Annotated in this window: 31 protein-coding genes; 15 read left to right on the top strand and 16 right to left on the bottom strand. The window is 69.7% G+C overall.

From position 1 onward, the window contains the following. Positions 1 to 55: 55 nt before the first annotated feature. From Q344_RS0103165 to Q344_RS0103150, 4 genes are all read right to left on the bottom strand, one after another. Positions 56 to 1,120 carry a 4-oxalomesaconate tautomerase gene (locus Q344_RS0103165; protein WP_036538239.1) on the bottom strand — a complete coding sequence of 355 codons (1,065 nt, stop codon included), beginning with the start codon at positions 1,118 to 1,120 and terminating at the stop codon, positions 56 to 58. Positions 1,121 to 1,191: 71 nt separating this feature from the next. Next, a complete protein-coding gene (locus Q344_RS0103160) occupies positions 1,192 to 1,863 on the bottom strand; it encodes a 4-carboxy-4-hydroxy-2-oxoadipate aldolase/oxaloacetate decarboxylase (protein ID WP_028285389.1) in 672 nt (223 codons plus the stop codon). 265 nt (positions 1,864 to 2,128) lie between these two features. Continuing rightward, the gene (locus Q344_RS0103155; protein WP_028285388.1) at positions 2,129 to 3,094 is read right to left on the bottom strand and encodes a VOC family protein; all 966 of its coding nucleotides are present in this window, start codon (positions 3,092 to 3,094) and stop codon (positions 2,129 to 2,131) included. 10 nt (positions 3,095 to 3,104) lie between these two features. Continuing rightward, a complete protein-coding gene (locus Q344_RS0103150; RefSeq protein WP_028285387.1) occupies positions 3,105 to 3,836 on the bottom strand; it encodes a PIG-L deacetylase family protein in 732 nt (243 codons plus the stop codon). A gap of 241 nt (positions 3,837 to 4,077) precedes the next feature. Between Q344_RS0103150 and Q344_RS0103145 the strand changes: the two genes are divergently transcribed. The 3 genes from Q344_RS0103145 (at position 4,078) to Q344_RS0103135 (ending at position 6,475) form a co-directional block, all read left to right on the top strand. Continuing rightward, the gene (locus tag Q344_RS0103145; RefSeq protein WP_028285386.1) at positions 4,078 to 4,782 is read left to right on the top strand and encodes a DUF484 family protein; all 705 of its coding nucleotides are present in this window, start codon (positions 4,078 to 4,080) and stop codon (positions 4,780 to 4,782) included. Next, a complete protein-coding gene (locus Q344_RS0103140) occupies positions 4,779 to 5,699 on the top strand; it encodes a tyrosine recombinase XerC (RefSeq protein ID WP_028285385.1) in 921 nt (306 codons plus the stop codon). Before Q344_RS0103145 ends, Q344_RS0103140 begins: the two co-directional genes overlap by 4 nt. Before the next feature lie 83 nt (positions 5,700 to 5,782). Continuing rightward, on the top strand, positions 5,783 to 6,475 hold the full coding sequence (locus Q344_RS0103135) for a CDP-alcohol phosphatidyltransferase family protein (protein WP_028285384.1): 693 nt from the start codon (positions 5,783 to 5,785) through the stop codon (positions 6,473 to 6,475). A 10-nt stretch (positions 6,476 to 6,485) separates the two neighbouring features. On the opposite strand, the gene Q344_RS0103130 is transcribed toward Q344_RS0103135, so the two are convergent. From Q344_RS0103130 to Q344_RS0103120, 3 genes are all read right to left on the bottom strand, one after another. After that, complete coding sequence (locus tag Q344_RS0103130) at positions 6,486 to 7,193, bottom strand: alpha/beta fold hydrolase (protein ID WP_028285383.1); 708 nt, start codon at positions 7,191 to 7,193, stop codon at positions 6,486 to 6,488. 118 nt (positions 7,194 to 7,311) lie between these two features. Then, positions 7,312 to 8,064: an alpha/beta fold hydrolase gene (locus Q344_RS0103125; protein WP_028285382.1), complete on the bottom strand. Its 753-nt coding sequence runs from the start codon at positions 8,062 to 8,064 to the stop codon at positions 7,312 to 7,314. Positions 8,065 to 8,115: 51 nt separating this feature from the next. Further along, positions 8,116 to 9,393: an MFS transporter gene (locus Q344_RS0103120; protein ID WP_036538237.1), complete on the bottom strand. Its 1,278-nt coding sequence runs from the start codon at positions 9,391 to 9,393 to the stop codon at positions 8,116 to 8,118. 125 nt (positions 9,394 to 9,518) lie between these two features. Between Q344_RS0103120 and thrS the strand changes: the two genes are divergently transcribed. Then, positions 9,519 to 11,465: a threonine--tRNA ligase gene (thrS, locus tag Q344_RS0103115; RefSeq protein WP_028285380.1), complete on the top strand. Its 1,947-nt coding sequence runs from the start codon at positions 9,519 to 9,521 to the stop codon at positions 11,463 to 11,465. A gap of 445 nt (positions 11,466 to 11,910) precedes the next feature. On the opposite strand, the gene Q344_RS0103110 is transcribed toward thrS, so the two are convergent. Together Q344_RS0103110 and Q344_RS0103105 are read right to left on the bottom strand one after the other, a co-directional pair. Beyond that, positions 11,911 to 12,552: an NrsF family protein gene (locus Q344_RS0103110; RefSeq protein ID WP_028285379.1), complete on the bottom strand. Its 642-nt coding sequence runs from the start codon at positions 12,550 to 12,552 to the stop codon at positions 11,911 to 11,913. Further along, a complete protein-coding gene (locus Q344_RS0103105) occupies positions 12,549 to 13,097 on the bottom strand; it encodes a sigma-70 family RNA polymerase sigma factor (RefSeq protein ID WP_028285378.1) in 549 nt (182 codons plus the stop codon). The genes Q344_RS0103110 and Q344_RS0103105 overlap by 4 nt, the downstream gene beginning before the upstream one ends. A 160-nt stretch (positions 13,098 to 13,257) precedes the next feature. Between Q344_RS0103105 and Q344_RS0103100 the strand changes: the two genes are divergently transcribed. The 4 genes from Q344_RS0103100 (at position 13,258) to Q344_RS0103085 (ending at position 15,801) form a co-directional block, all read left to right on the top strand. Continuing rightward, positions 13,258 to 13,557, top strand: a complete 300-nt coding sequence (locus Q344_RS0103100) for a BufA1 family periplasmic bufferin-type metallophore (RefSeq protein ID WP_028285377.1) — start codon at positions 13,258 to 13,260, stop codon at positions 13,555 to 13,557. A gap of 71 nt (positions 13,558 to 13,628) precedes the next feature. Next, complete coding sequence (gene bufB / locus Q344_RS0103095; protein WP_028285376.1) at positions 13,629 to 14,483, top strand: MNIO family bufferin maturase; 855 nt, start codon at positions 13,629 to 13,631, stop codon at positions 14,481 to 14,483. Further along, positions 14,480 to 15,232, top strand: coding sequence for an HvfC/BufC N-terminal domain-containing protein (locus Q344_RS0103090; RefSeq protein WP_028285375.1), 753 nt, complete (start codon positions 14,480 to 14,482; stop codon positions 15,230 to 15,232). Before bufB ends, Q344_RS0103090 begins: the two co-directional genes overlap by 4 nt. Continuing rightward, positions 15,229 to 15,801: a DoxX family protein gene (locus tag Q344_RS0103085; protein ID WP_028285374.1), complete on the top strand. Its 573-nt coding sequence runs from the start codon at positions 15,229 to 15,231 to the stop codon at positions 15,799 to 15,801. Before Q344_RS0103090 ends, Q344_RS0103085 begins: the two co-directional genes overlap by 4 nt. On the opposite strand, the gene Q344_RS0103080 is transcribed toward Q344_RS0103085, so the two are convergent. Together Q344_RS0103080 and Q344_RS0103075 are read right to left on the bottom strand one after the other, a co-directional pair. Beyond that, entirely contained in the window at positions 15,746 to 16,120 is a 375-nt protein-coding gene (locus Q344_RS0103080) for a hypothetical protein (protein WP_028285373.1), read from the bottom strand. The two genes, Q344_RS0103085 and Q344_RS0103080, sit on opposite strands and share 56 nt — an antisense overlap. 30 nt (positions 16,121 to 16,150) lie before the next feature. Then, positions 16,151 to 16,465: an ArsC/Spx/MgsR family protein gene (locus Q344_RS0103075; protein ID WP_028285372.1), complete on the bottom strand. Its 315-nt coding sequence runs from the start codon at positions 16,463 to 16,465 to the stop codon at positions 16,151 to 16,153. A gap of 215 nt (positions 16,466 to 16,680) precedes the next feature. On the opposite strand from Q344_RS0103075, the gene Q344_RS0103070 reads away from it, so the two are divergent. Beyond that, positions 16,681 to 16,887 (top strand): cold-shock protein, encoded by a 207-nt coding sequence (locus Q344_RS0103070; protein ID WP_028285371.1) that lies wholly within the window; start codon positions 16,681 to 16,683, stop codon positions 16,885 to 16,887. A gap of 16 nt (positions 16,888 to 16,903) precedes the next feature. Here the strand turns inward: Q344_RS0103070 and Q344_RS0103065 are convergent, their stop codons facing one another. Continuing rightward, complete coding sequence (locus Q344_RS0103065; protein ID WP_028285370.1) at positions 16,904 to 17,188, bottom strand: hypothetical protein; 285 nt, start codon at positions 17,186 to 17,188, stop codon at positions 16,904 to 16,906. Positions 17,189 to 17,424: 236 nt separating this feature from the next. Continuing rightward, positions 17,425 to 17,823, bottom strand: coding sequence for a DUF2177 family protein (locus Q344_RS0103060; RefSeq protein ID WP_028285369.1), 399 nt, complete (start codon positions 17,821 to 17,823; stop codon positions 17,425 to 17,427). A gap of 203 nt (positions 17,824 to 18,026) precedes the next feature. Here Q344_RS0103060 and Q344_RS0103055 point away from each other — a divergent pair, with 203 nt between their 5' ends. From Q344_RS0103055 to Q344_RS0103035, 5 genes are all read left to right on the top strand, one after another. Beyond that, entirely contained in the window at positions 18,027 to 19,022 is a 996-nt protein-coding gene (locus tag Q344_RS0103055; RefSeq protein WP_051630229.1) for a KOW domain-containing RNA-binding protein, read from the top strand. After that, a complete protein-coding gene (locus Q344_RS0103050; RefSeq protein WP_028285367.1) occupies positions 19,022 to 20,431 on the top strand; it encodes a porin family protein in 1,410 nt (469 codons plus the stop codon). Before Q344_RS0103055 ends, Q344_RS0103050 begins: the two co-directional genes overlap by 1 nt. 84 nt (positions 20,432 to 20,515) lie before the next feature. Next, complete coding sequence (locus tag Q344_RS0103045; protein ID WP_028285366.1) at positions 20,516 to 20,944, top strand: VOC family protein; 429 nt, start codon at positions 20,516 to 20,518, stop codon at positions 20,942 to 20,944. After that, positions 20,941 to 21,675, top strand: coding sequence for a DUF1194 domain-containing protein (locus Q344_RS0103040; protein ID WP_229669126.1), 735 nt, complete (start codon positions 20,941 to 20,943; stop codon positions 21,673 to 21,675). The genes Q344_RS0103045 and Q344_RS0103040 overlap by 4 nt, the downstream gene beginning before the upstream one ends. Next, positions 21,672 to 22,409, top strand: a complete 738-nt coding sequence (locus Q344_RS0103035) for a DUF1194 domain-containing protein (RefSeq protein WP_028285364.1) — start codon at positions 21,672 to 21,674, stop codon at positions 22,407 to 22,409. The genes Q344_RS0103040 and Q344_RS0103035 overlap by 4 nt, the downstream gene beginning before the upstream one ends. Here the strand turns inward: Q344_RS0103035 and Q344_RS0103030 are convergent. The 3 genes from Q344_RS0103030 to Q344_RS0103020 all read right to left on the bottom strand — a co-directional run bounded on the left by Q344_RS0103030 (position 22,403) and on the right by Q344_RS0103020 (position 23,650). Beyond that, a complete protein-coding gene (locus Q344_RS0103030; protein WP_028285363.1) occupies positions 22,403 to 22,903 on the bottom strand; it encodes a MarR family winged helix-turn-helix transcriptional regulator in 501 nt (166 codons plus the stop codon). The genes Q344_RS0103035 and Q344_RS0103030 overlap by 7 nt on opposite strands. Positions 22,904 to 23,003: 100 nt before the next feature. After that, entirely contained in the window at positions 23,004 to 23,264 is a 261-nt protein-coding gene (locus Q344_RS0103025; RefSeq protein ID WP_028285362.1) for an FAD assembly factor SdhE, read from the bottom strand. After that, entirely contained in the window at positions 23,261 to 23,650 is a 390-nt protein-coding gene (locus Q344_RS0103020; protein ID WP_028285361.1) for a helix-turn-helix domain-containing protein, read from the bottom strand. Before Q344_RS0103020 ends, Q344_RS0103025 begins: the two co-directional genes overlap by 4 nt. An 89-nt stretch (positions 23,651 to 23,739) precedes the next feature. Between Q344_RS0103020 and Q344_RS0103015 the strand changes: the two genes are divergently transcribed. Continuing rightward, the gene (locus Q344_RS0103015) at positions 23,740 to 24,942 is read left to right on the top strand and encodes a pyridoxal phosphate-dependent aminotransferase (RefSeq protein WP_028285360.1); all 1,203 of its coding nucleotides are present in this window, start codon (positions 23,740 to 23,742) and stop codon (positions 24,940 to 24,942) included. Positions 24,943 to 25,041: the final 99 nt, after the last annotated feature.

Raw genomic sequence — 25,041 nt, 5'->3', positions numbered from 1 at the left:
CAGGAGCGCAAGGCGCCCCTCCGGCCTGCAACGCCGCCCCGGTCGGGGGCGCCGTTCAGGACCGCGGAAAGACCCGCCCCTCGAAGAGCTTGCGCGCCGTCCGCAACGTGCCCGCCCTGATGACGCGGCCCTGCGCGTCGCGCTCGATCAGCACCTCCGCGGCGCCGGTCGGGTGTTCGATGGCGAAGGTCTCGCCCGCGGGCAGCACGGCAAGCCCGGCGGCGGGCGCGCCGTCCAGCGTGCAGGCGGTGGCGACGCTGACCGCGGCAAAGACCCCGATCGTGGCATGGCAGCGGTGCGGGATGAACGAGCGTGTGGCGATCACGCCCCCCGCCTGCGGGGCCGAGACGAGGGTCATCTTGGGCACCGATTTCTCCGCCACGTCACCGAGGCCCATCATCGGCCCGGCCTTCAGCCGGATCGCCTCGAGCCGCGCCTTGAGCGCGGTGTCGGCGTCCAGCGCCTCGCGGCTTTCGGTGCCGGTGATGCCCACGTCAGCCGCCCTGAGCACGACGCAGGGCATGCCGTTGTCGATCAGCGTGCAGGCGATGCCCTCGATCTCGTCAACCACGCGCCCCGTGGGCAGCAGCGCCCCGCACATCGACCCCGCCGTGTCGCCGAACATCAGCGGCACCGCGGCGTGGCGGCCCGGCACCCCGTCGATCCGCGCCGCGCCGGCATAGCTGACCCGGCCGCCCGGCGTGGCGATCCGGGCGGTGGCGATCTCGCCGGTGTTCACCATGTGGATCCGCACCGGGGTCTCCTCTCCCGCGACCGCGACCAGCCCGCCTTCGATCGCGGCGGGGCCCACGCCCGCGAGGATATTGCCGCAGCCCTGCGCGTCCGAGACCAGCGCCCGGTCCACGAAGACCTGCAGGAAGAGGTAATCGACATCCGCGTCCGCCCGCGACGGCGGCGCCAGCACCGCCACCTTCGAGGTCAGCGGATCCGCCCCGCCGATCCCGTCGATCTGGGTCGGATCGGGCGAGCCCATGATCCTGAGCAGCAGATCATCCCGCGCGGCCGGCTCCGCCGGCAGGTCGCCTGCCAGGAAATACGCCCCCTTCGACGTCCCGCCCCGCATCCAGATGCAGGGAATGCCCTCGGTCTCGTAACCCATCGGTCCCGACTTCCTCTTGCCGCAAATATCCCGGGGGTGCGGGGGCAGAGCCCCCGCTCCGACCCCTCCGCTCAGACGTACCGCAACCCCTTTTCGGCCAGCCGTGCCCGCATGTCGTAGATGTCGAGCCCCAGCTCCCCCGCGGCCAGCCGCGCCCGCTTCGCCTCCTCCGCCGCCAGCCGCGCCGCGGCCTTCTCCAGTACCGCGGCCGCCGCGGCCCGGCGCACCACGCAGACCCCGTCGTCGTCGGCGACGATCACGTCGCCGGGCTCGATGCTCCGGCCCGCGCAGACCACCGGCACGTTGACCGAGCCCAGCGTCTCCTTCACCGTCCCCTGCGCCGAGATCGCCCTGGACCAGACCGGAAAGCCCATGGCGGTAAGGTCCCGCACGTCCCTGACCCCCGCGTCGATCACCAGCCCGCGGCAGCCGCGCGCCATGGCCGAGGTCGCCAGCAGGTCGCCGAAATAGCCCGCGTCGCAGGGCGAAGTCGGGGCGAGGACGAGGATGTCACCCTCCCGGAGCTGCTCGATGGCGACGTGGAGCATCCAGTTGTCGCCCGGCGGCGCGCTGATGGTGACGGCAGAGCCCGCGATCCGCGCCCCCGAATAGATCGGGCGCATGTAGGAGGCGAGGCAGCCGGTCCGCCCCTGCGCCTCGTGCACGGTGGCGACCCCGGCCTGGCCGAGGGCCTCGATGGTGGCCGGGTCGGCCCGCTCGATGGTCTGTTTCACGATGTGCATTGTCCTGCTCCTCTCTCCCTGACCGCATTTCCGAAAGACCCTGTACCAGAGCGTTTTCCGAAGGTCCGCCTTCCCGCCCTCTCCCCGGAGGCCCCTTGCGCAAGCCTCTCCGCCAGGCGCTCCGGATCGCGCCCGCCCCGGTGGCGTCGCCATGGGTGCTCGAACCAATGGCGCTCCCATGGGGATCGGGCGCGATCCGATCTGCCGTAGGCAGATCGGGGCGACAGGTGGACGGGTCCCCGCCTCATCCTGACGTGATTGTGCCCTACTCCTCCACCGGCGGCGTCCCGTGCGTGTGGAACGTCGGGATCGTCTTCAGCCCCCAGGCCTGCCCCTTCTTCCGGTCGGCTTCCGTCCAGCAGACCGGCTCCCAGTCCGGCGCGAGGATGAGCCGCGCGCCCGCATTCGCGAGCTCCACCCGGTTGCCCGCGGGTTCCCAGGCATAGAGGAAGAACGACCCCTGGATCGCGTGCTTGTGCGGCCCGGTCTCGATGAAGACCCCGTTTTCCAGATAGATGTCCGCGGCCTTCAGGATGTCCTCCCGCGTGTCCGTCGCGTAGGTCACGTGATGCAGCCGCCCGTGCCCCTTCCCGCGCTCCTCCGTGCAGACCAGATCATAGGTCTTGTTGTTGACCGAGAACCACACGCCGCCGAGCCGGCCGTTGTCGAGCTGGATGTATTCCGTCACCCGGGATCCGAGGCAGACCTCCGCGAAATCCCGGAATTCCGACACGTCCTCGCCCAGCAGGTTCACATGGTCGATCCGCCGGGTGTTCACCCCGTTCCCGGTGAAGCGGCTCGCGAGGTTCTTCAGCGCCGAACGGTCCGCCTCGGGCGCCTCGTAGCGCACGGTCTCCCAGTAGAGCTCGAACACATGCCCGAACGGGTCCTCGAACCGGTAGGCCCGCCCGTGCCCCCTGTCGCCATCGACCCAGCCGAGGCTCTTGAACCGGCTCGCCTCGATCGCCGCCACCCGCCGCTCGAGCGCCTCCGGCGAGGCGACGCGATAGCCCACGTGCCCGATCCCCGTCCGCTCGGCACGGGTGAGCTTCATCGAATGGAACTCGTAATCGTCCCAGGCCCGGAGATAGGCGCTGTCACCCTCCTGCGCGGAGCATTTCAGCCCGTAGACCCGGGTGAAGAAATCGAGGCTCTCCTCGAAGCGGTCGGTGAAGATCTCCACATGCCCCAGGTGGGCCACGTCGAAGCTCGGGTTCGTCGGAGCGTTCATCCCTGCCCCCTCACAGCTCGTCCACGGTGCGCGGGAAGACCGACTCGAAGCCCTCCGCATATTTGCAGTCGCGCCCGCCGGACTGGCCGCCGGAGTTGCGTTTGAAATGGTTCGCCCGCTGCTGCGCGACGCGGGTGTAATATTCCCAGAGATGTTCCTGCCCCTGCATGCATTCGATCGCCGCGCGCTTGCGGTCCCACACCGGCGTGATGTCGAGGAAGGTATCCGGTTTCCAGCCCATCTGCTCGGTCTGGTGCGGCTCGAAGAGGTAGAGCTGCGGCGCGCCGAGCACCGTCTCGCCGGGGTTGTGCCCCCAGGCCTGCGCGATCATCCGGCACTCCAGCGCCACCTGCGTCGTGTACATGTGGTCCGTATTGTAGGGGTCGTATTTCGAATGGCTCAGCATGAAGGCGGGCTGGACCTTGCGGATGACGTCGACGATCCGCTCCTTGTTCTCGCGGCTGAAATCGAGCGGGTAATCCCCCATGTCGAGGCAGACGAGGTCGTGCACGCCGAGCGCCGCGCCGGCCGCCTCGGCCTCTCTCCGGCGGGCATCCTTCACCTTGTCGAGCGTCATGCCCGCCTGCTTCCAGAGCTTCGCGCTCTCGCCGCGTTCGCCGAAGGACAGGCAGAGGACGGTGACGTCATAGCCCTTCTCGGCATGCAGCGCGATGGCGCCGCCGCAGCGCCAGACGAAATCGGCGGCATGGGCGGAAATGACGAGCGCGGTCCTGTCGGCCATGGGTCCCTCCTCCTGTCGTCCCGCCGCGGAGCCTGTCACGGGCAGGCCAGCCCCGGCAATTCCAAAACCCGGCCCCGCCCATAAGCTGCGGCTATACCGCCGGGCCGCCCCCGGCCCCTCGCCTCATCCGGGGAGGACCCGGAGGCAACACTTCGCCCGGACCCGCCCGCGCGCCCCGATTTTGCCGGGATCTTGCCGCGGGGCTTTGTTACGGTGCCGGCAAAACAAGAGCAGGCAGGCAATGAACACACCGAAGATCGAGGGTGATCTGCGCGAGCGGATCATCGAGCAGCCCGATGTCATCCTGAACGATCACGACCTGATGCGCGCCCTCGTGGCCGCCAACGAACGCAGCATGGGCGCCAACGTGGTCGACCTGCGCGGCATTGCGATGGAGCGGCTGGAGGCGCGGCTCGACCGGCTCGAGGACACGCACCGGTCGGTGATCGCGGCGGCCTACGAGAACCTCGCCGGGATGAACCAGGTGCACCGCGCGGTGCTCCGGATGCTCGACCCGATGGATTTCGAGACCTTCCTGCGCGATCTCGGCGGCGAGGTGGCCGAGATCCTCGGCGTCGACTTCGCCCACCTGGTGCTCGAGACCCAGCAGGAGGACGAGGATCCGACCGTCCGTCGCCTCGGCCAGGTGCTGCGGGTGGTCCCGCCGGGATTCGTCTCGGCCTATGCCGAACGCGAGCGCAACGCGCCGGCGCGGCAGATCGTGCTGCGCCAGGTCAGCCGGGGCACGACCGAGGTCTATGGCAGCAACGCCGAATGGGTCCGCTCCGAGGCCTGCCTGCGGCTCGACTTCGGACCCGGCCGCATGCCCGGCATGCTGGTGCTGGGATCGGAGGATCCGCATCTCTTCACGCCGCAGCAGGGGACCGACCTTCTGTCCTTCTTCGCCGGCTCCTTCGAGCGCACGATGCGCCGCTGGCTGCAATGAGCCTGATCTCGCCCGCCGCCCGCGACGCCCTGCAGGGGTTTCTCGAGCATGAGCGCGCGCTCAAGGCGGCGAGCGAGAACACCGTCACCGCCTATTCCCGCGACCTCGCCGATTTCCTGTCGTTCATGGGTGCGCACAAGGGCGCGGCGCAGGGGCTGGGGCCGCTGAAGGAGGTGGGCGTCACCGACATGCGGGCCTGGATGGCGCATACCCGCGGGCACGGGGTCGGCGCCCGCTCGCTCGCGCGCAAGCTTTCCGCGGTCAAGAGCTTCTACCGCTGGCTGGCCGAACGCGAGGGGTTCGATCCGACCGCCGTGCTGTCGGCCCGCGCGCCGAAATACCAGCGCAAGCTGCCGCGCCCCCTGCCCGAGGATGCCGCGATCCGCATGATCGAGACGATGGCGCTGCAATCGACCGAGCCCTGGGTGCAGGCCCGCGACGTGGCGGTGCTGACGCTGCTCTACGGCTGCGGGCTGCGGATCTCGGAGGCGCTGTCGCTGACCGGGGCCGACCTGCCGCTCGGCGGCACGCTCCGGATCACCGGCAAGGGCGGCAAGGAACGCGTGGTGCCGCTGATCCGTCCCGCGCGCGAGGCGGTCGAGGCCTATCTCGCGCTTTGCCCCTACCCCTGCGAGCGCGGCGATCCGGTCTTCCGCTCGGTTCGGGCGAAGCCGCTCTCGGCCCGGACGATCCAGAAGACGATGGAAGCGGCGCGCAACCAGCTGGGCCTGCCGGCCTCGGCCACGCCGCATGCGCTCAGGCATTCCTTCGCCACGCACCTGCTGAACGCCGGCGGGGACCTGCGCGCGATCCAGGAGCTGCTCGGCCATGCCAGCCTCTCCACCACGCAGGCCTACACCGCCGTCGACACCGCGCGGCTGATGGAGGTCTACGCGGCCTCGCATCCGCGCGCCTGATCGCGGCGCCCGATCCCTCGCGCCGATACGGGCCCGTGACGCGGCGCATTGATCGGGGCCGCTTTTTCCGGCATCAGGGGCCCATGAGCACTCGCGCCAAGGCCCTCGCCGTCCATCTCCTCACCGCCACCGGCGCCGTCTTCGCCATGCTCGCCATGCTCGCGGCGGTGGACGAGAAATGGGACCTGATGTTCCTGTGGCTCGTCGTGGCCTTCTTCGTCGACGGGATCGACGGGCCGCTGGCGCGGAGATACGCGGTGAAGGAGAACGCGCCGGAATTCGACGGGGTCCTGATGGACCTCATCATCGACTACCTGACCTATGTCTTCATCCCGGCCTATGCGCTTTTCCGGTCGGACCTGCTGTCGGGCTGGACGGGGTGGTTCGCGATCATCGTGATCACCTATGCCTCGGTGGTCTACTTCGCCGACACCCGGATGAAGACGAAGGACAATTCCTTCTCGGGCTTCCCCGGATGCTGGAACATGGTGGTGCTGGTGCTTTTCGCGCTGAAGCCGGATTTCTGGGTCATCCTGATCCTCGTCACGCTGCTGGCCATCGCGATGTTCCTGCCGCTGAAGTTCATCCACCCCGTGCGGACGGAGCGCTGGCGCGCGCTGTCGCTGCCGGTGGCGCTGGTCTGGACGGGCTTCGCGGGCTGGGCGGCATGGTTCGACTTCCACCCGGAGCTCTGGGCGCATTGGGGGCTGATCGTGACCTCGGTCTACCTGATCTTCGCGGGCATCGCGCAGCAGCTCTTCCCGGTCCGCGACTGACCGCGCCCGCCTAGCGCGCCGCGCTGCCCTTCAGCCAGCCTCGCACCGCCTCGGTCATCGCCTCGGGCGCCTCGATCGGCAGAAGGTGCCCGGCCCCGGGCAGCACGTCGAGGCGGGAATTCGGCATCAGCTCGGCCATGAATTCGTGCCGTTTCGGCGGGGTCAGCCCGTCCTCTTCACCGCACAGGATCAGCGTGGACGCCTTCACCTTGTGCAGCGTCGCCTGCTGGTCGCGGCGGCGCTGGAGGGCGCGGATCTGGCGCGAGAGCAGCTCCGGCCCCAGATCGAGCCCCATGGCCAGGAAGCGGTTCAGGATCGCCAGCCGGTCGGGGCCCGGCCCGATGTGCTCCACCGGCATCAGCGCGCGCAGCGCGTCCTCGGTCCGCCCGGCGCGCAGCTTGACCAGCAGCGGCTCCCGGTCGGCCGCCTGTTGCGGGGTGTCGGCCAGCGGAGAGCACGAGACCAGCGCCACGCGCAGCACCCGCTCCGGGGCGCGCCGCAGGATCTCCATCGCGACGACGGCGCCGAAGTCGTGCCCCAGCAGGGCGAATTTCGGCGGCAGCTGCGACAGGAGTTCCGAGGCGATCTCCTCGATCCGCTCGCCGAGCGTGGGCAGGGCGATGGTGATCGCCCGGTCGCGCCCGAGCGCCCGGATCTGGGTCTCGAACAGGCGCGCGTCGCACGCCATGCCCGGTATCAGCACCAGCGGTTCGCCCATGCACTGCCTCCTGTCCGCGCCTGTCCCCTGCGCGGTCGCGGCAAATTGGCAGGATCGGCGGCGAATTCAAGCCGACCCTCCCGGCAGGGGCGGAAATGCGCCGGCCCCTGCCCTGCGCTCATGCGACGAGGTCCAGGACCTCCTCGATCCGGTCCGTCAGGATCGCGAGGCAGGCCCCGTCCGAGAACCGATGATCGGCGCCCTTCACGAATTCCAGGTGCATGTCCGGCCCCTCGGCCCGGTCGAGCAGGCGCAGCGCGGTTTCGCGCGTGACATCCGCGTCCGCGGTGCCCTGCAGGAAGCGCACCGGGAACGGCAGCGGCAGCGGATCGCGCAGGACGAGGTGGTCGCGGCCGTCCTCGATCAGGCGCCGGGTGATGATGTAGGGCTCGCCGTATTCCGACGGCAGCGCGACCTGGTCCACCATGTCGAGCGCCAGCCGCTGCGCCTGGTCGAACCCGGCCCACATGCTGTCCTCGGTGAAATCGGGCGCGGCGGCGATGGTGACGAGGCCCGCGATGCGCTCCGGCAGCCGCTTCGTCATCAGCAGCGAGATCCAGCCGCCCATCGAGGAGCCGACGAGCAGCAGCGGCCCGTCCACGGCCTCGGTCAGGATGGTCTCGGCATCCGCGGCCCAATCGCCGATGCAGCCGTCGGTGAAGGCGCCCGAGCTCTGGCCGTGCCCGGTGTAGTCGAAGCGCAGGAACGCCTGTCCCCGCGCCCGTGCCCAGGCCTCGAGGTGGATCGCCTTGGTCCCTTCCATGTCGGATTTGAACCCGCCCAGGAAGACCACCGTGGGCCCCTTGCCCTCGGTCCGGTGAAAGGCGATCCGCCGCCCGTGACCGGCGTCGAGATAATCCGGTTGCGCCATGCGTCCCTCCGTGTCTTGCCGCGGGTCTTTTGGCACCCCGCGCCCGGATTGTCAGCCCTCCTCGGCCTCCGGCAGCCCGAGCGCGAGAAGGCCGCCCAGCAGGGCCAGCGCGCCAAAGCCCGCGACCGCCACGGCGGGCGAGACCAGCGAAAGCGCCCCGCCCCCGGCCCCGACCGCCAGCAGGATGATCCCGATCGAGGTATTGGCCACCGCGGTGTAGGAGGCGCGGCGCGCCTCGGGCGCGTAGTCGACAAGCCAGACCGATCGCGCCTGCCGCACCCCGTGATAGGCCACCATCAGCCCGAAGATCGCCGCGGGCCCGGCCCAGAGCTGACCGATCAGCCCGGCCCAGGCCAGCAGCAGCGCCCCGGCCATCGTCGCCGCCCCCGCCGCGCCGGAGAGCGCCAGAACCATCCGGGACGAGCGGTCCGCGAGCCGCCCCCAGACATAGGAGCTGACGAAGGAGGCGGCGGCCGAGGCCAGCACCAGCGCGCCCAGCTGGCCGAGCAGCGCGTCGCCCCCCGCCTGCGCCAGGAGCACGATATAGGGCGGCGCCAGCGCGGTCGAGACGAGCAGCCCGCGCACCAGGATGAACCGGCGCAGGCCGCCATCCGCCAGCACCTCGCGGAAGGCGGTCATGTCGGCGCCGGTGCGGTCTTCGCTGGGCGCCTCCTCGATGGTCGAGAAGATCGCCGCCGCCGCCAGCCAGAACAGCCCCGCGACCGCGATGGCGATCAGCACCGGGGCCTTCGCCTCCATCAGCCCCGAGACCAGCAGCAGCGCGAAGACCAGCACGCCCAGCGAGGCGGCGGAGCCGGCAAATCCCGTCACCGCGCCGCGCCGGCTTTCGCCCACGGTCTTGCCCAGCACATCCTTGTAGCTGACCGAACACCCCGCCCGCGCCAGCGCCAGCACCGCCAGCGCGCCGCAGATGGCAAGGCCCGCCGCCAGCCCCTCGAGCAGCCAGCCCGCAAGCGCGATGGCCAGGGCCGCCACCCCCTGCACCGCCGAGCCCGCGACCCACATCCACTTGCGGCGCTTCATCCGCTCGGCCCGGTCCGCAAGGAAGACCTGCGGCAGCAGCGCACCCGCCTCGCGGATCGGCACCAGCAGCCCGACCAGCGCCGAGGGCGCGGCGACGGCCGAGAGCAGCCAGCTCAGCACCAGCTTCGGGTCGATCAGCCCGTCCGAGATCTTGGTGAGCGAGAGAGAGCAGATGTGCCGCAGGCCGTTGCGCGCCTCGGCGCGGTCTTCGGGCGCCTCTCCGGCGATACGGGCGAAGAGCCCCTGCGTTGCCTGCGCCGGCTCCGGCGTCCGGGTCACGCTCATGCGATTTCCTTTTCTGTTCGCGGGCCCCGGCGCTTGACACGACCCGCCCCACGGACCACTTAGGGCCCGCAACATAACCCGCAACCGGGCGTTCCGTGGGCGCCAGACCGACGAGGAGGACAGACATGTCCCAGATTTCCCTCACCTTCCCCGATGGCAATACGAAAGAGGTCCCTGCCGGGATCACTCCGGCCGAAATTGCCGAGGGCATTTCCAAGTCCCTCGCCAAGAAGGCGATCAGCGCGCAGGTGAACGGCGCGCACTGGGACCTGGCCTGGCCGATCGAGGAAGACGCCTCCATCGCCATCAACACGATGCAGGACGACGAAGCGGCGCTGGAACTGATCCGCCACGACCTCGCGCATATCATGGCGCGGGCGGTGCAGGAGCTCTGGCCCGACGTGAAGGTCACCATCGGCCCGGTGCGCGACCACGGCTGGTTCTACGATTTCGACCGGGCAGAGCCCTTCACGCCCGAGGACCTCGGCGCGATCGAGGCGCGGATGAAGGAGATCATCAACGCCCGCGACGTGGTGAAGACCGAGGTCTGGGACCGTGACCGCGTCCGCCAGCACTACATCGACACGAACGAGCCCTACAAGGTCGAGCTGCTCGACCGGATCCCCGGGGACGAGCCGATCCGGATGTACTGGCACGGCGACTGGCAGGACCTCTGCCGCGGGCCGCACCTCCAGCACACGGGCCAGGTGCCGGCGGATGCCTTCAAGCTGATGAACGTGGCGGGGGCCTACTGGCTCGGTGACAGCTCGCGCCCGATGCTCCAGCGGATCTACGGCGTCGCCTTCAAGAACCGCGAGGCGCTGAAGGCGCACCTGACGATGCTCGAGGAGGCCGCGAAGCGTGACCACCGGCGCCTGGGCCGCGAGATGGAGCTCTTCCACATGCAGGAAGAGGCCCCGGGCCAGATCTTCTGGCACCCGAACGGCTGGCGCATCTACACGACGCTGCAGGATTACATGCGCCGCAAGCAGGACGCGGACGGCTATGTCGAGGTGAACACGCCGCAGGTCGTCAACCGCAACCTCTGGGAGGCCTCGGGCCACTGGGAGAACTACCAGGAGCACATGTTCATCGTCGAGGTCGACGAGGAGCACGCCCGCGAGAAGACGGTCAACGCGCTGAAGCCGATGAACTGCCCCTGCCACGTGCAGGTGTTCAACCAGGGCCTCAAGTCCTATCGCGACCTGCCGCTCCGGATGGCGGAGTTCGGCTCCTGCGCGCGCTACGAGCCTTCGGGCGCGCTGCACGGGATCATGCGGGTCCGCGGCTTTACCCAGGACGACGCGCATATCTTCTGCTCGGACGACCAGATCGAGGCGGAGACGCAGAAGTTCATCGAATTCCTCGCGGGGATCTATGCCGACCTCGGCTTCACCGACTGGAAGGTGAAGCTCTCCACCCGGCCCGAGAAGCGGATCGGCTCGGAAGAGGAATGGGACCGCGTGGAGGCCGCGCTCGGCAATGCGACGAAGGCGGCGGGCTACGACTACACGATCAACGAGGGCGAAGGCGCGTTCTACGGGCCCAAGCTCGAATTCGTGCTGACCGACGCGATCGGCCGGGACTGGCAGTGCGGGACCTTCCAGGTCGACCCGAACCTGCCCGAGCGGCTGGACGCGAGCTACATCGGGCGGGACGGCGAGAAGCATCGTCCGGTGATGCTGCACCGCGCCGTGGTGGGCTCCTTCGAGCGCTTCATCGGGATCCTGATCGAGAACTACGCCGGGAAGCTGCCGCTCTGGCTCGCGCCGCGGCAGGTGGTCGTGGCGGCGATCGTGTCGGATGCGGACGCGTATTGCGTCGAGGTGGTCGAGAAGCTGAAGGCGGCGGGGATCCGGGCCGAGGCGGATCTGCGGAACGAGAAGATCAACTACAAGGTCCGCGAGCATTCGGTCGGCAAGGTGCCCTACATCCTCGCCTGCGGCATGAAGGAGGTCGAGGATCGGACGGTGTCGACCCGGAAGCTCGGCGAGAAGCAGACGAAGGTCCAGAGCCTGGACGAGATCGTGGCCGAGCTGGTCGCGGAGGCGAAGGCGCCGGACCAGCGGTAAGCGGGTGGCGGGCCAAGGCCCACTCTACGGATGCGGTTCGGGCGGGGCTTTGGTCCCGCCCGTTTCGTTTGGCGGCGGAGTGTTCCGAGTGATCCCTTGCCACCCGTTCCCCCGATCCGCCTTCAGGCGGATCGGATCGCGCCCGACCCCGCCCCCCAGGGCGGGCGCGATCTGGCGGTGGTGGTGCCACGTTCTGGCGGTCGGGGCTTTGGCGTGCAACAGCGCCCCGTCCGACGCCGCCCTCGGGGCCGGGCGCGATCCGGGTTGCCCCGCTCGACCTACTGCGTCGGTCCGAGGGGTGACGGTGGGTTGAAACCTGTCCTACGGAGATTGGTTGCGGTGCGCGCGGGACCCGGTGGCAAACGCGGGCTCAAGGCCGCCCTGCATCTCCACTCGGTCCGACGGCAACGCTGTCCGCAGGGCGGGCTTCAGCCCACGCCTCCCCTCACCACCGGAGCGCCCGCGCCCCGATCACCGCCCCGAGGCCCGTCGCGAGGCAGACCGCCAGCGAATACCACACGCCGTAGAACAGCGGCGTGTCCTCCACGCAGAAGGTCGAGTAGATCCCGCAGGCGATCCCGCCCGCCGCGAGCCCGGCAAGCGCGCCGCTCAGCGCCGGCCGCACCGGGGCGCCCGACCTGAGCGCCGCCACCAGCCCGGCGTAGATCGGCAGCGACAGGATCACCACCGCCGGCAGGCAGACCGCGATCGAGTGACCGATGAACGCCGCCATCCGCGCCTCGGGCGGGGTCGCCGCGAAGGCCCACAGCACGAGCCCCGCGACCGCCACCGGCACCGCCCAGACCACCCGCGCGAGCGCGCCGCCCGGAACGCCCGGGCGCGCCGCCCTGAGCGCGAGCACCAGGGCCATCCCGCCAAGCACCAGCGGCAGCACGGTCTTCGCCGCCACCACCGGATCGGCCAGCGCTGCCGCCAGCCCGGGCCGCGGTCCGAGCGCCCAGAGGAAGAGCGCGAGGGTCACCAGCACGCCCAGCCCCACGCCGAGGGCGGCCCGCCGCTCCAGCGTGGTCGGGGGCGCGGCGGCCGGGGCCGCGGCCAGCTCTGCTATGAGGTCTTCCGTCTTCATCCCGTCCTTCCGGTCTCGTCCGCCGCCATCTCCTTGAGCCGCTGCATCGCCCGGTGATAGGCCACGCGCACGGCGCCTTCGCTCATGCCGAGGCGGGCGCCGACCTCTCCGGCGCTCTCGCCCTCGATCCCGACGGCCCGGACGATCCCGGCCGAGCGCGCGTCGATCCGGTCGAGCATACCGGCCAGATCGCGCGCCGCCATCACCTCGCCGCTGCGCTCGTCGGGCAGCACCTCGGCCACGTCCTCGATCGGCACCGGGGTCCCGCCCTTGCGCCTGCGCCAGAGATCGACCGTCTTGTAGCGGGCGATGGCGTAGAGCCAGGGCGTCACCGGGTCGGCCTCCCGCCATGTATGGCGCTTGGCGTGGATCGCAAGCAGGACCTCCTGCACGACATCCTCGACCTCGTCCCCGCCGCCGGACCGCGCCCGGACGATGTTGCGGATCACCGGCGCGCATTCGGTCAGGAAGGCCGCATAGGCCGCCCCGTCGCCGCGGTTCGCGCGGCGGAGCAGGTCGCCCCAGCGGTCGTTCCGGTCCGACATGCCCCTCTCCATACGTAGCAGCTTGCCGAACGTTACAGCCGGGCGCGCCGGTTTGGCAATTTCATCACGCCTGCGTGAGCGGCGTAACGCGGGCCGGCGGGGCGCCGAACGGAGAGGCACGGACGCCGGGACAGGCGCCGCCACACATGGAGAGAAGAAGATGACCAACAAGACCATCCTCGTCAGCGCCGTCGCCGCCGCCTTCGCGGCCACCGCGGGCGCCGCCTCGGCCGCCGAACAGGTGAAATGCTACGGCGTCTCGCTCGCCGGCGAGAACGACTGCGCCGCGGGCCCCGGCACCACCTGCGCCGGGACCTCCAAGGTCGATTACCAGGGCAACGCCTGGACGCTGGTCGACGAAGGCACCTGCGAGAGCATGGAGCTTCCCGCGATGGAGAACGGCGACACCCGGATGGGCTCGCCCGAGCCGCTGGAGCGCGACCTGCCGACGGAAAGCTGACCCCGTCCGGCGCGCCCCCCCGCGCCCCCGGGGGCGCGCCGATCCACCCCTGCCATGCCGGAGGATTTGCCATGCTCGACCGAACGCCCCCCGAAGGACTGCCCGCCCGGCCCGGTGTCGGCTACAAGGCGCGGCATTACACGTCGATCCTCGCGGATCCCGCCCCGGTCGGCTGGCTCGAGATGCATGCCGAGAACTACATGGGCGACGGCGGCCGCCCCCTTGCCCAGCTTCGCCACCTGGCGGAGCGCTTCCCCGTCTCGGTCCACGGCGTCGGCCTCTCGATCGGCGGCGAGGGGCGGCTCGATCCGGAGCACCTTGCCCGGCTGAAGCATCTCTGCGGCTGGCTGCATCCGGCGAGCTTCTCGGAACACCTCGCCTGGTCGACGCATGACAGCGCCTTCCTGAACGACCTCCTGCCGCTGCCCTATACGCAAGCCACCCTGGCCCGCGTCGCGGACCATGTCGACGAGGTGCAGGCGGTGCTTGGACGGCGGATGCTGCTCGAGAACCCGTCCTCCTATCTTTCCTTCGCCGAGAGCACGATGAGCGAGACGGACTTCCTGCGCGCGCTTGCGCAACGGACGGGCTGCGGCCTGCTGCTCGACGTGAACAACGTCTTCGTCTCTGCCACCAACCTCGGGCTCGACCCGCGGGCCTACATCGCGGATTTTCCGCTGGAGCAGGTCGGAGAGATCCACCTCGGCGGGCACGACGAGGACGCGGACGACGCGGGCCGCCCGCTCCTGATCGACAGCCACGGACGCGCGGTGGCGGACCCGGTCTGGGCGCTGCTCGACGAGACCCTGGCGCTGTCCGGCCCGCGCCCGGTGCTGATCGAATGGGACACCGACGTGCCGGACTGGCCGGTGCTGGCCGCCGAGGCCGCCCGCGCCGCCGCCGCGCTTGAAAGGGTTGCGGCATGACCGGGCAAGAGACGTTCCGCGCGGCCCTTCTGGACCCCGCGCAGGCGGTCCCGGACGGGCTGCTCGACGGCCATGGCGGCCCCGCCGGGCGGCGCTTCGCGGTCTACCGCAACAACGTCGCGGTGGCGCTGACCGAGGCGCTGGAAAGCGGCTTCCCGACCGTCCGCAAACTGCTCGGGCCGCAGAATTTCCGCGGGGTCGCGGGGCTCTACCTGCGGGCCCATCCTCCCGCCTCGCCGGTGATGATGCTCTACGGCGGCACCTTCCCCGCCTTCATCGCCGGCACCCCGCAGCTCGCGCATCGGGGCTACCTGCCCGATGTGGCCCGGCTCGACCTTGCCCTGCGCGAGGCCTATCACGCGGCCGACGCGCAGCCGGTCGCGCCCGAGGTGCTCGCCGCGATCCCGGCACGGGCGCTCGAGGGCATCCGGATCACCCTCGCGCCCGCGCTCCGACTGGTACGCTCACGCTGGCCGCTGCACGCGATCCACCGCTTCAACCACGAACCGGGCGCGCCGAAACCCGCGCCGCGGGCCGAGGATGTGCTGGTCACGCGGCCCGGGTTCGATCCCCTGCCCCGCCTTCTGCCGCCGGGCGGCGGTGCCGCCCTCGCGGCGCTCGGGGATGGCCGGACGCTCGGCGCGGCGCTCGAGGCGGGCGCGGCCGAAGACCCCGCCTTCGATCCCGCCGCCCTGCTGAGGCTGCTCGCGCAGGACGGATGCATCACCGGAGTGGAGACGCAGGAATGACCCGTTTCGCCCGCCTCGCCGCCCCGCTCGACCGGCTCGACCCCGGCCTGCCGCTCTTCGCCCGGATCATCTTTGCCGCCGTGCTCCTGCGCTACTTCTGGGCCTCGGCGCTCACCAAGGTCGGGGACGGCCCCTTCGGCCTCTTCACCCCTTCGACCGGCGCCTATGCGCAGATCTTCCCCCGCCAGTTCGAGGCCGCGGGCTACGACACCGCGCAGCTCGGCCTCTTCCACTGGGCGGTCGTCACCGCGGGCACCTGGGCGGAGTTCCTGCTGCCGCTGGCGATCGTGCTGGGGCTCTTCACCCGGATCGCCGCGCTCGGCATGATCGGCTTCGTCGCGGTCCAGAGCCTCACCGACCTCTACGGCCACGGCGGGATCGCCCATGCCGAAACGCTGGGCGCGCTCTTCGACCGGGCGCCGGACGGGGTGATCCTCGACCAGCGGCTGCTCTGGGCCTACCTGCTGGTCGTGCTGGTGGTGAAGGGTGGCGGATGGCTCTCCGCCGACCGGCTCATCGCTGGAAATGCGCCTTCGGCTCGTCCGGCTGCGCCCCGGCCAGCGCCATGAGGCCCGCAACGGCGCAGAAGCCCATCGGGAAGAGCGTGAAGACGTTCACGCCGAAGGCCACGAACATGCCGACGGCCGACGCCACGAGCAGCACCCCGCCCCAGAGCGCGCGCACCTTGGCCATCCCGGCCCCGGCGATGGCGAGAAGCGGCGACAGGAAGGACACGGTGCGGATCAGGTCCACGTTGGCCACCTGCTCGAAGAGCCCGGGCATTTCGCCGTAATGCTCGATGGCTTCGGTATAGCCATAGCTGAACATCCCCACGAACAGGCCGAGCAGGCCTCCGATCAATCCCAGGACAAGGGCCGCGCTGCGCACATCACTACTCCGTACAAGATACGCCGAATGTCAGACATCAAGCGCCCGACGTGTGGTTTCATTCCACCCCAGATAGAGATCGTCGCCCCGCTCGATAAGGGGCCGCTTCATCAAAGTTGGGTGTTCGGCAATCAGATCCAGCATCGGACGGCTGCGCTCGGCCTCGGCAAGGCCGCGCCATGTGGCCGATTTCACATTCAGCAATTCATTGCCGAACGCAGCCTCGGCACGCTCCAGCAGGCCGGGCGGGAAGCCCTCTGCGCGGACGTCGTGGAGCTGGGCATCGGGAAGCAATTTCAACGCCTTGCGGCAGGTGTCGCAGGTCTTGATTCCGTAGAGCTTCATCGCTTTTCCTTTCTCCGGCTGGGATGAAATACTAGGCATTCCATTGCACCGCACGCTCGTTTCTCTTGATTTTTATGTCCGGCCTGTAATCCTGATCACGTGACACGAGGTCAACTCGGCGCCGGCACCGGACTTGCCGCGGCGCCGCAGGCCCGTCCGCGTGACATCGTTCCTCTGGATGCGGGGAGCGGATTGACGACAGAAGGAGAGACGGAATGCCGGTTGGCACCGTGAAATGGTTCAACACGACGAAGGGTTACGGTTTCATCGAGCCCGAGGAAGGCGGCAAGGACGTCTTCGTGCACATTTCTGCTGTGGAGAGGTCCGGGCTGACCGGGCTCGCGGACAACCAGAAGGTCGGCTACGAGCTTCTTGACGGCCGCGACGGTCGCAAGATGGCGGGCGATCTCAAGCTGCTCTGACCGCCAAGGCAGGCGATCAGGCCGGTTCCCGCGCCACCGCCTGCCAATCCTGCCCCATGGCGACGATGCAGGACGTTCCGCTGGCGTAGGTCACGACCAGCGTCCAGTCTCCGTCCGCCCCGGTCCAGAGCTCCATCACCTGCTCGGGACCGCGCAGGCCCATGGCCTGACGCTCGGCGCCGAGGCGCCGGCTCAGCCGCTGTTCCATCCGCACCGTCTCTTCGCAGATCACCTCGGCGATCGGGCTGACCGCATGGGCGGGGCCCGAGAGCGCGAGGATCGGAAGGAGGATGCGGAACATGCCGGCCTGCTGCGTGGTGACAGGCGCAATGTAACAGGTTCATGACGGCCCGGCGAGAGGCGATCGCGCTCCGCCCTGCTGCGGCCAGGGGGTCCGCCGGTCCGGAACGTCTCCGGACCGGCGCGACCGAGAGAGCGTACCCGACCGGCACCCGGAGGGCGGGGCCGGCGGGCGCCGGTGACGGCACCCTACACGCCCCCCTCGGCGCTACAACGCGCACACGCGAAACAGTCCGTTCACTGCCAGCGCGAGGCGACCAGAACCCCGACCGCCGCCGCGGTGCCGGTCAGGAGCGTCCCCCAGGTGAGGTCGAGCGCGACCATCTTCCAGTGCCAGTCCCGGAGCGTCGCGTAATTGGTGAACTCGTAGGTCCCGTAGGCCATGGCCCCGATCAGCGCGCCGTTCAGGAACGCCTGCCCCGCGGCGCCCGTCCGCAGCGCGGGCAGCGAGACGAACCAGCAGAGCGCGCCCACGTAGAAGAGATAGAAGATCGCCGCCGGCGCCACCCGGAGGTCCTGCGCCAGCGCATCCCCCAGATGGGTCTCGAAGACCGGCTTGATGACGCTGCGCAGCATGATCGCATCGAGGATCAGGAAGACGGCCGCGGTGGAAAGATAGAGTATGGCGAGTTGCATGAAGCCTCCGGCGGTTATTGGAGGGTATACGCCCGGGGACGGGATGTGGATCGGTCGGGAATGCAGGCCCCCGTGTCCGGTGCGTTTGCGCCGCACCCCCGGGCGAAAGGCGCCCGCGCGGATTGACAGAACGGCGGGGTCCGCCGAAGTTTCGGGCCAAGGCGGGCCGGGCAACGGCCGCGCAGCAGAGACGAGGCAGGACCATGTGGAAAGAGGCGGCATTCCCGCTGGCAGTGATGCTGGCGCTGGCGGGCTGCAGCGGGGACGGCACGAACCCGTTCAGCGACGACAGCGACCCCGACAGCGGCGAGGAGACGACCGGGATCACCGTCCCCGCCGAAGTGGCCGGCAACGTCAGCGCGATGCGCTACGACGCGACCGCCCAGACCCTGACCGTGACCGGGGTCAGCCTCGACAAGGTCCCGTTCCAGGCGGTCTACACGCGCGAGGCCGCGCGCGACGTCGATTACGGCGGCTACCAGGTCTTCATGGCGCAGGACGACGCGCTCGACCGGCATGCGACGGCGCTGGTGCTGCAATCGGACGGCACCGCGGTCACGGGCCGGGTCCGCGCCGGGGTGGCGGCCACTCCGGGCCCGCGCAACCGGTATCTCGCGGGCGGCTATTTCGAGCGTGACGGCGATTTCGATCCGCCCGCCGTCACCGCGACCTCGGGCATGGTCAGCTACGCGGGCCGCTATGCCGGTCTGACGAACGCGGGGGTGCGGGATTACGGCGAGGGCATCCTCCTAGAGCCCGATCCCTCCACGCCGGACGAACTCCTCCCGGCGCGGGCCGCGCAGACCACCGGCGACGTGTTCATCAACGCGGATTTCGCCGACAACCGGGTCGAGGGCAACATCTACAACCGCCGGTTCGTGCCCACGAACGCGGCCCTGCCGTCGATCGTGCTGGTCGCCTCGGAGATCGACGCGGACGGGACCTTCGCGGGCCGTGTCGAATACGACCTGCGGCAATCCAACGGCGCCTATGCGGGCCTCGATGACACCGAGATCGGGAATTACGCCGGCATCTTCGGCGGCCGGGACGCGAGCGCCGTCGGCGGGGTCGTCGCGCTCAACCAGTTCGACGGCGAGGATGCGCTCGGCTTCGAGACCGAGCAGGAACACGGCGTCTTCGTGATCGGGAAATGCGGCACCGCCGGGGCCTCCGCCTCCGTCTGCAACGACGTCAAGTGATGCGCCTCCGACGCCCGCGCCCGGCGCGGACGCTCGGCCGTCTCGCCCTGCTGCTGGCGCTCGCCGCGCCCGCCCCCGCCCTGCATGCCCAGCCCGCGGGAGAGAGCGTCACGCTCACCCTGCCCCAGGTCCGCGCGGCCATCGTCGCGGCGGCGGCGCGGGGCGACCGGCGCACCGTCCGGCTGCTGGCCGAGGGGCTGGCCGGAACCGGCAAGGCGGATGGCCAGGTCTATTACCTCTGGGCCGAGGCGGAGGCCGCGGCGGGCGGTCATGCCCGCGCGCTGGAGGCCGCGAAACAGGCCTACCGGCTGGCCGGCACCGACCAGCAGCGGTTCCAGGCCGCGCAGGTCGCGGCCCGGGCGGCCCATGACGGGGGGCAGACGACGACGGCCCAGCTCTGGCTGCGGCGGACCTATGAACATGCCGGGGACGCGCGGACCCGCGATGCCATCGCCAGGGATTACCGGACCCTGCGCGCGATCAACCCGCTCCAGTTCCGGCTGAGCTTCGGGATCTCGCCCAGTTCGAACGTGAACAACGGCTCGGAGTCGCGGCTGAACTTCATCGACGGCGTGCCGGTCGTGGGTGTTCTGAGCCCCGAGGCGCAGGCGCTGTCGGGCATCGAGACCACCGCGGACCTCGCCGTCGGCTACCGGCTGGGCGCCCCGCAGCCGACCCGGCAGATCACCGCCGTCGCGCGGCTCTTCACCCGGCAGGTGCGGCTCTCGGAGGAGGCGCGCGAGCGCGCGCCCGCGGCCGGGAACGGCGATTTCGCCTTCAGCCTCGCCCAGGCGGGGCTCCGGGCGCAGTTCGCCCCCGCGGCGGGCCGGCGCATCGGCGCGGGGCTGGTCGCGGGGCAAAGCTGGTACGGCGGCGCGCGGTATTACAAGTTCGGCCGGATCGAGGGCGAATGGTCGCAGACCCTCGCCCCCGCCACCCGGCTCGGGGTCGCGGGCTATGCCGAAAAGCGCTTTCACGACCAGTCGGCCCTGACCGAGGAGATCGCCCAGATCGGTCTGAGCCTCGGCCACGTCCTGCCCTCGGGCGGCGTTCTGCGCGGCCGCGTGACCGCGCAGAACGACAACACCACCGGGCGCAGCCGCGACAACCACGCGCTGTCGGTCGCGCTCGACTGGACCCCGGCGCGCGCGCTCGGGCCGGTCAGCCTCTCCTTCGGGATCAGCGCCTCCTACACCGATTTCCCGGGCTACCGGGTGGGCTTCATCGCCGTGCCGGGCGGGCGGCAGGACCGGACCGTCGCGGCCGAGGTCACGGTCGATTTCGACCGGGTGGATTACGCGGGCTTCATCCCGACGATGGACATCGGCCTGAGGCGCACGCGCTCCAACGTGAGCCGCTTCGACACCGAGGAGATCACTCTCGGCCTCGGCATCCGCTCGGCCTTCTGAGCCGGGCCGCCCGGCCGCGCCACTCGACTTTTGCCGCCATCCGGCTAAGCTTCGCTCCAGACGGTTAACTGGAAAGAGGCGGCAATGACGCTCAAGTATCTGCATACGATGGTCCGGGTGAAGGACCTCGAAAAAAGCATGGCTTTCTATGAGCTTCTGGGCCTGAAAGAGACCCGGCGCATGGACAGCGAACAGGGGCGCTTCAGCCTCGTGTTCATGGCGCCCCCGGGACAGGAGGACTGCCCGGTCGAACTGACCTACAATTGGGACGGCGATGATGGGCTGCCCTCGGACAGCCGCCATTTCGGGCACCTCGCCTATCGCGTCGATGACATCTACGCGATGTGCGAGAAGCTCCAGAAGGCCGGCGTGACGATCAACCGGCCGCCGCGCGACGGCCACATGGCCTTCGTCCGCTCGCCCGACAACGTCTCGATCGAGCTTCTGCAGGAGGGCGACGCCCTGCCGAAACAGGAACCCTGGGCCAGCATGGAGAACACCGGGCATTGGTGAGATCACAGCTCCGCCGGGCGGGCCTCATGGGGCCCGCCGGTCTGGTTGCAGGGCTGGCCCTCGGGCCGGCCGCTGCGACCGCGGCGGAGTGTCGGCTGGCCCTCGTGCTGGCGCTCGACGTGTCCTCCTCGGTCGATCCGGGGGAATACGATCTCCAGAAGCTCGGCCTCGCCGCCGCGCTCGGGTCGATCCCGGTGCGCGAGGCGCTGACCAACGTCACGGGCGGCTACGTGACGCTTGCGGTCTTCGAATGGTCCGGGCGCTACCAGCAGAAGGTGGTGCTGGACTGGACCCGCATGGACGACCCCGCCGCGATCGACACCGCGGTCGCCGTGATCGCCACCGCCGAACGCAGCTATTCCCGCTTCCCGACCGCCATCGGCTATGCCCTGGGCTATGCCTCGACGCTGCTGAAGCGCGCGCCCGAGTGCCGGCGGCGCGTCATCGACCTGTCGGGCGACGGGGTGAACAACGAGGGCTTCGGCCCCGACCTCGCCTACCGCAACTTCCCGCTCGACGGTGTGACGGTGAACGGGCTGGTGATCCTCGGCCAGGATGCCGACGTGCTGCCCTTCTACCGCAACGAGGTCCGGCGCGGCGACGGCGCCTTCGTGGAGACCGCCTCGGGGTTCGAGGATTTCTCGGCCGCGATGACCCGCAAGCTGTTTCGGGAACTGAACGACGTGATGGTCGGCGAAGTTGACGCGCCCTACCCGGACGAACGGGGATGAGCCTGCGCGCGCTGGCCTCCGCCGCGGCGCTGGCGCTCTGGGGCAGCGCGGTGGCGGCGGAGTGCCGGCTGGCGCTGGCGCTCGGGCTCGATGTGTCGGGCTCGGTCGACGTCATGGAATACCGCCTCCAGCTCGACGGTGTCGCCAATGCGCTGACCCATCCCGAGGTGATCGCCGCCATCGTCTCGACCCCCGGGGCGAGCGTGGCGCTCGGCGTCTACGAATGGAGCGGGCCGGATTTTCAGCGCATCCTCGTGGACTGGACCCTGCTGCAGGGCCCGGCGGAGGTGGTCGAGGCCGCCGAGCGGCTGCGCGGTGCGGGTCGGGTGGCCAGCGATCCCTCCACCGCGATCGGCGCCTCGATGCTCTTCGGCGCGCGGATGCTCGGCGCCGCGCCTGCCTGCTGGCGGCAGGTGATCGACATCTCGGGCGACGGGAAGTCCAACACCGGCCCGCATCCCCGCGACGTGAGCGTGCCGGGCGACGTGATGATCAACGCGCTCGTCATCGGCGGCGAGCTGATCGACCCGGCCGAGAACCGCGCGGTGCTGCTGCCCGAGCTGTCCGCCTATTTCCGCGCCTACATCCTCCGCGGCCCCGACGCCTTTGTCGAGACCGCCCGCGGCTTCCACGATTTCGAGGACGCGATGGTCCGCAAGCTGAAACGCGAGCTGATGGTCGTCGCCGTGTCCGACCTCGGCCGCGACGTGCCCGCACGGCCCCGCGGTCAGTAGATGTAGCGGATCTGGTCCGTCCAGAAGCGTTCCAGCCGCCGCAGCTGACCGTTGATCTCGTCCAGCCCGTCGAGCGAGATGACGCCCCGCTCCTCCATCCCGCCGGACTGGCGTTCGAAGAGGTCCGAGACGAGATCCCGTATCTCCCGCCCGCGGCGGGTCAGCCGGACGCGAACCGAGCGGCGGTCGATCTCGCAGCGCTGGTGATGCATGAAGCCCATCTCGACCAGCTTCTTGAGATTGTAGCTGACATTCGAACCCTGGTAATAGCCGCGCGATTTCAGCTCTCCGGCGGTGACCTCGTTGTCGCCGATGTTGAAGAGCAGAAGCGCCTGCACCGCGTTCACCTCGAGTACGCCGACCCGTTCGAATTCGTCCTTGATGACGTCGAGAAGCAGCCGGTGCAGCCGCTCCACCAACGCCAGCGCGTCCAGATAGCCCATATGGTAGGCATTCTGCCCCTGATCCACCGCCAAGGCATTTTGCATGCTCATTGTCGTCTCCGTCCGAAACCGCTCGGACGGGAGATTGGCGGAGAAACCCGAAAATTCCGTTAAAAACGGTGAAGGCACCGTACGGTGCCCTCGATACGCCTCAGCCGGGGGTGGCCACGCGGGCGATCCGGTCCACGAGGCCCGCGTATTTCGCGGGCGCGGGCTGCTGGCCGGTGACCCAGACCAGCAGGTCCTGGTCGTTCTCCCAGAGCAGCGCGTCGTAGAGATCCAGCGTCTCGGCGTCCATCCCGGCCAGCTCCGCCTCGGCGTAGCGCGACAGCAGGATGTCCATCTCCTTGATGCCGCGCCGCATGGAGCGCATGTGCAGCCGCTTCAGCCGTGCCTCGGGGGATTCGCTCATGTGGTCTCCTTCACCGCCTGCCGGAGCCGCTTTTCCAGCAGCCCCATCCGGTCCGCCATCTGCCCCATCTGGGTCCGGAGGTCACGCAATTCGTTGAGCATGCCGTTGATGTCGGGGGTGGCCGGGTCGGACATGCTGGGCGCGCCCTCGCCCACGCCGTTCAGCAGCCAGACCAGCGAGACGTTCAGCAGCCCGGCCATCATCTGGAGCTTGTTGGCCCGCGGCTCTGCCCGGTCGTCTTCCCATCCGCGCAACGTGTTCAGCTGGATGCCGAGGCGCCGCGCCAGTTGGCTCTGGGTCATTCCCGCCGCCTCGCGCGCGCCCGCGATCCGGTCGCCGAAGGTCGAGGTCTCGGGGTCGAACCAGCCCTCTTCCAAATCCGTCATCTGTCTCTGCCCTTTCCGCCGTTCCCGCTTGAACGGCCCTTTCCCTGTAGTAAGACAAGGCTGCCCGTAAAACAAACCCAGGTCACGCCATGCCCTTCCTTTCCGACACGCTCTCCCGCGTGAAACCCTCGCCCACGATCGCCGTCAGCAACAAGGCGCAGGAGCTCAAGGCGGCCGGCGAGGACGTGATCGGCCTCGGCGCCGGTGAGCCGGACTTTGACACGCCGCAGAACATCAAGGATGCCGCGATTGCGGCAATCGAGGCCGGGAAAACGAAATACACCGCCGTGGACGGGATCGCCGAGCTGAAACAGGCGATCTGCGCCAAGTTCAAGCGCGACAACAATCTCGACTACACGCCCGATCAGGTCAGCGTCTCGGGGGGCGGCAAGCAGGTGCTCTACAACGCGCTGATGGCGACGCTGAACCCCGGCGACGAGGTGGTGATCCCCGCGCCCTACTGGGTGAGCTATCCCGACATGGTGCTGCTGGCCGGCGGCACGCCGGTGGTGGCCGAAGCGCAGCTTCAGACCGGCTACAAGCTCACGCCCGAGCAGCTCGAGGCGGCGATCACCGACAAGACCAAGTGGCTGATCTTCAACTCGCCCTCGAATCCCACGGGCGCGGGCTATTCGCGCGAGGAGCTCAAGGGCCTGACCGACGTGCTGATGCGGCACCCCCATGTCTGGGTGATGACCGACGACATGTACGAGCACCTCGCCTACGACGGTTTCGAATTCTGCACGCCTGCCGAGGTGGAGCCCCGGCTCTATGACCGCACCCTCACGGTGAACGGCGTCTCGAAGGCCTACGCGATGACCGGCTGGCGGATCGGCTACGCCGCCGGGCCGAAGGAGCTGATCGGCGCGATGCGCAAGATCCAGTCGCAATCGACCTCAAACCCCTCCTCGGTCAGCCAGTGGGCCGCGGTCGAGGCGCTGAACGGCACGCAGGATTACATCGCGACCAACAACGAGGTCTTCAAGCGGCGCCGCGACCTCGTCGTGTCGATGCTGAACGAGATCGAGGGCATGACCTGCCCCACGCCCGAGGGCGCGTTCTACGTCTATCCCTCGATCGGCGGGCTGATCGGCAAGACCTCGGCCAAGGGCACGAAGATCGTCGACGACGAGGCCTTCGCGACGGCGCTTCTGGAAGAGACCGGGGTTGCGGTGGTCTTCGGCGCGGCCTTCGGGCTCTCGCCGAACTTCCGGATCTCCTACGCCACCTCGGATGCGGAGCTGAAGGACGCCTGCGAGCGGATCCAGCGGTTCTGTGCGGCGCTGAGCTGACCCGGGCGCGGGGCCGGGCCGAAGCCCGGCCTGCGGAAGGGGGGGCGCCCCGGGGCGGGCGCGACCCGGGATGCCCGTCCTCGGAACGGCGCTTCGATG

The organism is Pseudooceanicola nanhaiensis DSM 18065, from assembly GCF_000688295.1.
GTDB classification, from domain to species: Bacteria; Pseudomonadota; Alphaproteobacteria; order Rhodobacterales; family Rhodobacteraceae; genus Pseudooceanicola; species Pseudooceanicola nanhaiensis.
This window is presented reverse-complemented; position numbering and strand designations above follow the sequence as displayed.

Excerpts from the sequence above, each read along its gene's own strand:
- Q344_RS0103075 (WP_028285372.1), bottom strand. The coding sequence starts at position 16,465 with ATGAAGCTCTACGGAATCAAGACCTGCGACACCTGCCGCAAGGCGTTG.
- Q344_RS0103100 (WP_028285377.1), top strand. The coding sequence starts at position 13,258 with ATGACCAACAAGACCATCCTCGTCAGCGCCGTCGCCGCCGCCTTCGCG.
- Q344_RS0103035 (WP_028285364.1), top strand. The coding sequence starts at position 21,672 with ATGAGCCTGCGCGCGCTGGCCTCCGCCGCGGCGCTGGCGCTCTGGGGC.
- Q344_RS0103165 (WP_036538239.1), bottom strand. The coding sequence starts at position 1,120 with ATGGGTTACGAGACCGAGGGCATTCCCTGCATCTGGATGCGGGGCGGG.
- Q344_RS0103065 (WP_028285370.1), bottom strand. The coding sequence starts at position 17,188 with ATGTTCCGCATCCTCCTTCCGATCCTCGCGCTCTCGGGCCCCGCCCAT.
- thrS (WP_028285380.1), top strand. The coding sequence starts at position 9,519 with ATGTCCCAGATTTCCCTCACCTTCCCCGATGGCAATACGAAAGAGGTC.
- Q344_RS0103110 (WP_028285379.1), bottom strand. The coding sequence starts at position 12,552 with ATGAAGACGGAAGACCTCATAGCAGAGCTGGCCGCGGCCCCGGCCGCC.
- Q344_RS0103090 (WP_028285375.1), top strand. The coding sequence starts at position 14,480 with ATGACCGGGCAAGAGACGTTCCGCGCGGCCCTTCTGGACCCCGCGCAG.
- Q344_RS0103150 (WP_028285387.1), bottom strand. The coding sequence starts at position 3,836 with ATGGCCGACAGGACCGCGCTCGTCATTTCCGCCCATGCCGCCGATTTC.
- Q344_RS0103085 (WP_028285374.1), top strand. The coding sequence starts at position 15,229 with ATGACCCGTTTCGCCCGCCTCGCCGCCCCGCTCGACCGGCTCGACCCC.
- Q344_RS0103130 (WP_028285383.1), bottom strand. The coding sequence starts at position 7,193 with ATGGGCGAACCGCTGGTGCTGATACCGGGCATGGCGTGCGACGCGCGC.
- Q344_RS0103070 (WP_028285371.1), top strand. The coding sequence starts at position 16,681 with ATGCCGGTTGGCACCGTGAAATGGTTCAACACGACGAAGGGTTACGGT.
- bufB (WP_028285376.1), top strand. The coding sequence starts at position 13,629 with ATGCTCGACCGAACGCCCCCCGAAGGACTGCCCGCCCGGCCCGGTGTC.
- Q344_RS0103125 (WP_028285382.1), bottom strand. The coding sequence starts at position 8,064 with ATGGCGCAACCGGATTATCTCGACGCCGGTCACGGGCGGCGGATCGCC.
- Q344_RS0103025 (WP_028285362.1), bottom strand. The coding sequence starts at position 23,264 with ATGAGCGAATCCCCCGAGGCACGGCTGAAGCGGCTGCACATGCGCTCC.
- Q344_RS0103045 (WP_028285366.1), top strand. The coding sequence starts at position 20,516 with ATGACGCTCAAGTATCTGCATACGATGGTCCGGGTGAAGGACCTCGAA.
- Q344_RS0103030 (WP_028285363.1), bottom strand. The coding sequence starts at position 22,903 with ATGAGCATGCAAAATGCCTTGGCGGTGGATCAGGGGCAGAATGCCTAC.
- Q344_RS0103140 (WP_028285385.1), top strand. The coding sequence starts at position 4,779 with ATGAGCCTGATCTCGCCCGCCGCCCGCGACGCCCTGCAGGGGTTTCTC.
- Q344_RS0103135 (WP_028285384.1), top strand. The coding sequence starts at position 5,783 with ATGAGCACTCGCGCCAAGGCCCTCGCCGTCCATCTCCTCACCGCCACC.
- Q344_RS0103060 (WP_028285369.1), bottom strand. The coding sequence starts at position 17,823 with ATGCAACTCGCCATACTCTATCTTTCCACCGCGGCCGTCTTCCTGATC.
- Q344_RS0103120 (WP_036538237.1), bottom strand. The coding sequence starts at position 9,393 with ATGAGCGTGACCCGGACGCCGGAGCCGGCGCAGGCAACGCAGGGGCTC.
- Q344_RS0103155 (WP_028285388.1), bottom strand. The coding sequence starts at position 3,094 with ATGAACGCTCCGACGAACCCGAGCTTCGACGTGGCCCACCTGGGGCAT.
- Q344_RS0103145 (WP_028285386.1), top strand. The coding sequence starts at position 4,078 with ATGAACACACCGAAGATCGAGGGTGATCTGCGCGAGCGGATCATCGAG.
- Q344_RS0103105 (WP_028285378.1), bottom strand. The coding sequence starts at position 13,097 with ATGTCGGACCGGAACGACCGCTGGGGCGACCTGCTCCGCCGCGCGAAC.
- Q344_RS0103020 (WP_028285361.1), bottom strand. The coding sequence starts at position 23,650 with ATGACGGATTTGGAAGAGGGCTGGTTCGACCCCGAGACCTCGACCTTC.
- Q344_RS0103055 (WP_051630229.1), top strand. The coding sequence starts at position 18,027 with ATGTGGAAAGAGGCGGCATTCCCGCTGGCAGTGATGCTGGCGCTGGCG.
- Q344_RS0103160 (WP_028285389.1), bottom strand. The coding sequence starts at position 1,863 with ATGCACATCGTGAAACAGACCATCGAGCGGGCCGACCCGGCCACCATC.
- Q344_RS0103015 (WP_028285360.1), top strand. The coding sequence starts at position 23,740 with ATGCCCTTCCTTTCCGACACGCTCTCCCGCGTGAAACCCTCGCCCACG.
- Q344_RS0103050 (WP_028285367.1), top strand. The coding sequence starts at position 19,022 with ATGCGCCTCCGACGCCCGCGCCCGGCGCGGACGCTCGGCCGTCTCGCC.